Origin of the sequence: Gluconobacter sp. DsW_056 (assembly GCF_002153595.1) — a bacterium.
In the GTDB taxonomy this organism is placed as follows: domain Bacteria; phylum Pseudomonadota; class Alphaproteobacteria; order Acetobacterales; family Acetobacteraceae; genus Gluconobacter; species Gluconobacter albidus.
Genome location: NZ_JOPF01000018.1, coordinates 1 through 2,686 on the forward strand (window position 1 = coordinate 1; position 2,686 = coordinate 2,686).

The 2,686-nt window shown below is 50.3% G+C and carries 2 protein-coding genes and 2 pseudogenes; 2 read left to right on the forward strand and 2 right to left on the reverse strand.

Translation table 11 applies throughout. From position 1 onward, the window contains the following. A partial coding sequence (locus HK22_RS13620; protein ID WP_158093566.1) for a sulfite exporter TauE/SafE family protein occupies positions 1 to 686 on the forward strand: 686 nt, incomplete at its 5' end. Here HK22_RS13620 and HK22_RS13625 read toward each other — a convergent pair. Further along, positions 672 to 1,360, reverse strand: a pseudogene (locus HK22_RS13625) (IS5 family transposase). The gene HK22_RS13620 and the pseudogene HK22_RS13625 overlap by 15 nt on opposite strands. 164 nt (positions 1,361 to 1,524) lie before the next feature. Further along, the gene (gene bfr, locus HK22_RS13630) at positions 1,525 to 2,013 is read right to left on the reverse strand and encodes a bacterioferritin (RefSeq protein WP_062105857.1); all 489 of its coding nucleotides are present in this window, start codon (positions 2,011 to 2,013) and stop codon (positions 1,525 to 1,527) included. Between the two features lie 178 nt (positions 2,014 to 2,191). Here bfr and HK22_RS13635 point away from each other — a divergent pair. Beyond that, positions 2,192 to 2,686 (forward strand): annotated as a pseudogene (locus HK22_RS13635) (transposase); the annotation flags it as partial.

The following is a 2,686-nucleotide window of genomic DNA, read 5'->3' on the forward strand; positions in this document are numbered from 1 at the left end:
TCCGCTGGCATGTCGTCCTGCACTTCGTGCCGCCAGCTCTTCCTGCGGCGTGGGTCGGGTTGTTGCTACTTCGGCAATTGGAGCCAGCTTATCTCAATCTTCTCCTTGGTCTGTTTCTCATCAGCAATTTGCCGCTTGTCTTGCGTCGTCAGAGGGAAATAGAGACTGTCCCGCAAGCCGGAAATATCGCGTGGCTGCCGGTCGTCGGAACACTGGCAGGCTTCGAGTCAGGCTTTACGGGCGCTGTTGGTTTACTCTTTAACCGTTTTTATCACAGGCTCGGCTTGAATAAGCAGGAAATTGTTGCAACTCGGGCAGCCAATGACGTCCTTCTGCATCTGGTAAAGGTCGTGCTTTACGTGAGTTACGGTATGCTCGATCGGGCGACGTTAACCGCGGGGGTGGCCATGATGGTCATAGCGGGGAACCAGATCGTCACGAAAGATAGGATTGGTGTTCATTACTCATGGGAAAGTTCCGAAATCAAAATGGCCTTTTATTGGCGCCAGCACCGCGTCGCACTTGAACTGGAAAAGCCTTTTGAGATCGAAGTTCGTCACGCGGTGAAGTTAAAAAATGGAACATCTCCAAATTCTGAGGCAGTCCAACAAACATCATATAATATTCTACATGTGTCGGCCTTCAATGATATTTATATAACACATGCTAATTCACCAGATAGCTAGACTATATTTGTCACAACGTGCAGCGACGCGGCGGAAGCCCTTGAGGCGGTTGAACATGCACTCGATGGCATTTCGCGTCCGATAAAGGACCGGCGAAAAACAGTTCTTCCAGATACGCTTGACCTTGGATGAGATGTTCGGCGCAGCGCAAATGTCTCGATCTGTCGAAGCATCGCGTTGGTGTCGTAGTCCTTGTCGCTGTTGATCAGTTGGATGTTCGAGACTTGTTCCTACAACGGGACCTCTGCCGTGCCATCCACGACGTTCCCGCCGGTCAGCACAAAGGCGACCGGACGGCAAGCGGCATCCGTCAGCGCGAGGGTCTTAGTCGTGCGCCCGCTACGCGATCTGTCAATGGCCTAGTGTTACTCCTCCTTTGTCCGCTGGAGGCGCAGCGATAAGCCTTCACGGCAGAACTGTTGATCAGAAGTTCGGCAGGTGGTCCACGTGCTCTGCGCCAGCGTCTGGAACAGGCTCGCCCAGACGTCTTTCGTAGCCCAAGGCTGAAACTGATTGTAGAGCATCTTGCGCGGGCCATGAGCAGGGAGGGCGCATCCTTTCACCGCGCGCTGGACAGCATAATTTGAATGATACCGCTTCACGCGGCTATTATTCACACGCGGCTTGCCACGCGTATCGGTGGGCAAATGCGCCCCATCCCGACCTGCTACCACAAGGCTACCCTGTCCTTCGTTAGTTTCCTCAATATCGCCGCCGCAAAACTCTGGATTGGGTCTTTGGTCAACGTGACTTAAGCCTTGACGCTGATCATATCTCTCAATGCCTCGTCGCATAAAGGGCAACCCGATATCGTCCGGGCTGCCTGAAAAATATATGCTTACTCCTGGTCGGGAGCAGCTGCAGAATTTTTATGAATATAACGTTCAATTCCAATCTGTTTGATTAGATCGAACTGTCGATCAATGAAATCTTCATGCTCTTCTTCGTTAACAAGAATTTTTAAAAGCAAATCGCGTGAAACATAATCGCGTACACTTTCACAGTAAGCGATACCTTCCCTAAGGTCTTGAATGGCTTTCTCTTCGAGCTTCAGATCACATTCTAGAACTTCCTGAACTGTTTGACCAATAAGAATTGAATTCAGGCGCTGCACATTTGGCAAACCACCCAAAAATAGAATTCTCTCGATCAGCCAATCTGCATGATGCATTTCCTCAATAGACTCTTCATATTCTTTTTTGCCGAGATGAGTCACTCCCCAGTGCCTTAGCATCCGAGCGTGAAGAAAATACTGATTGATTGCTGTCAGTTCATTCGTGAGCTGCGTATTGAGATGCTCGATAATCACTGGATCTTTAATAGCCATTTTCTAAACTCCCTAAAAATAAAATTTTATCGAAAAAAGCTCATAAAAGAAAATTATATTTCTACGAAATCTGAATTCTTGCTGCGATATTTTGAAGTGAATTTTTCAAAACGCCAGCCCCCCCCCCCGGAAATGTAACCATTTAAAAGTAGATTCCGATCGAGAAGGATATGGGCGGATGAAGCGCAGTCGTTTTACGGAAGAGCAGATCATAGGTATCCTGAAGAAACAGGAATCCGGACTAAAGGTCTCTGATCTCTGCCGTAAATACGGGATCAGTGACGCGACCTCCTACAAATGGAGGGCCCGTTATGGTGGCCTTGAGGTATCCGAGGCCAAACGGTTGAAGGCGCTGGGAGATGAAAACAGCCGCCTGAAACGTCTTCTGGCGGATGCCATGCTGGATAATGCGGCACTGAAGGAAATTGTTGGGAAAAGTGGTAACGCCTGTCGCGAAACGGCAGGCAGTCCGATACATTCAGAAAGCCCTGGCCCTGAGTGAACGCCGAGCCTGTGCGCTTGTTGATGTTGCCAGGCGTGTCGCGCGGTATGTTTCTACCGGAGCGGACGATGCTGTCCTGCGCCAGCGCCTACGAGAACGGGCGGACCAAGGACGCTGCTTTGGCTATCGCCGCCTGGGTTATCTTCTGGCGCGGGAACTGACGGCCCTGGT

Coding starts and splice junctions, on each gene's coding strand:
- bfr (WP_062105857.1), bottom strand. CDS start 2,013: ATGGCTATTAAAGATCCAGTGATTATCGAGCATCTCAATACGCAGCTC.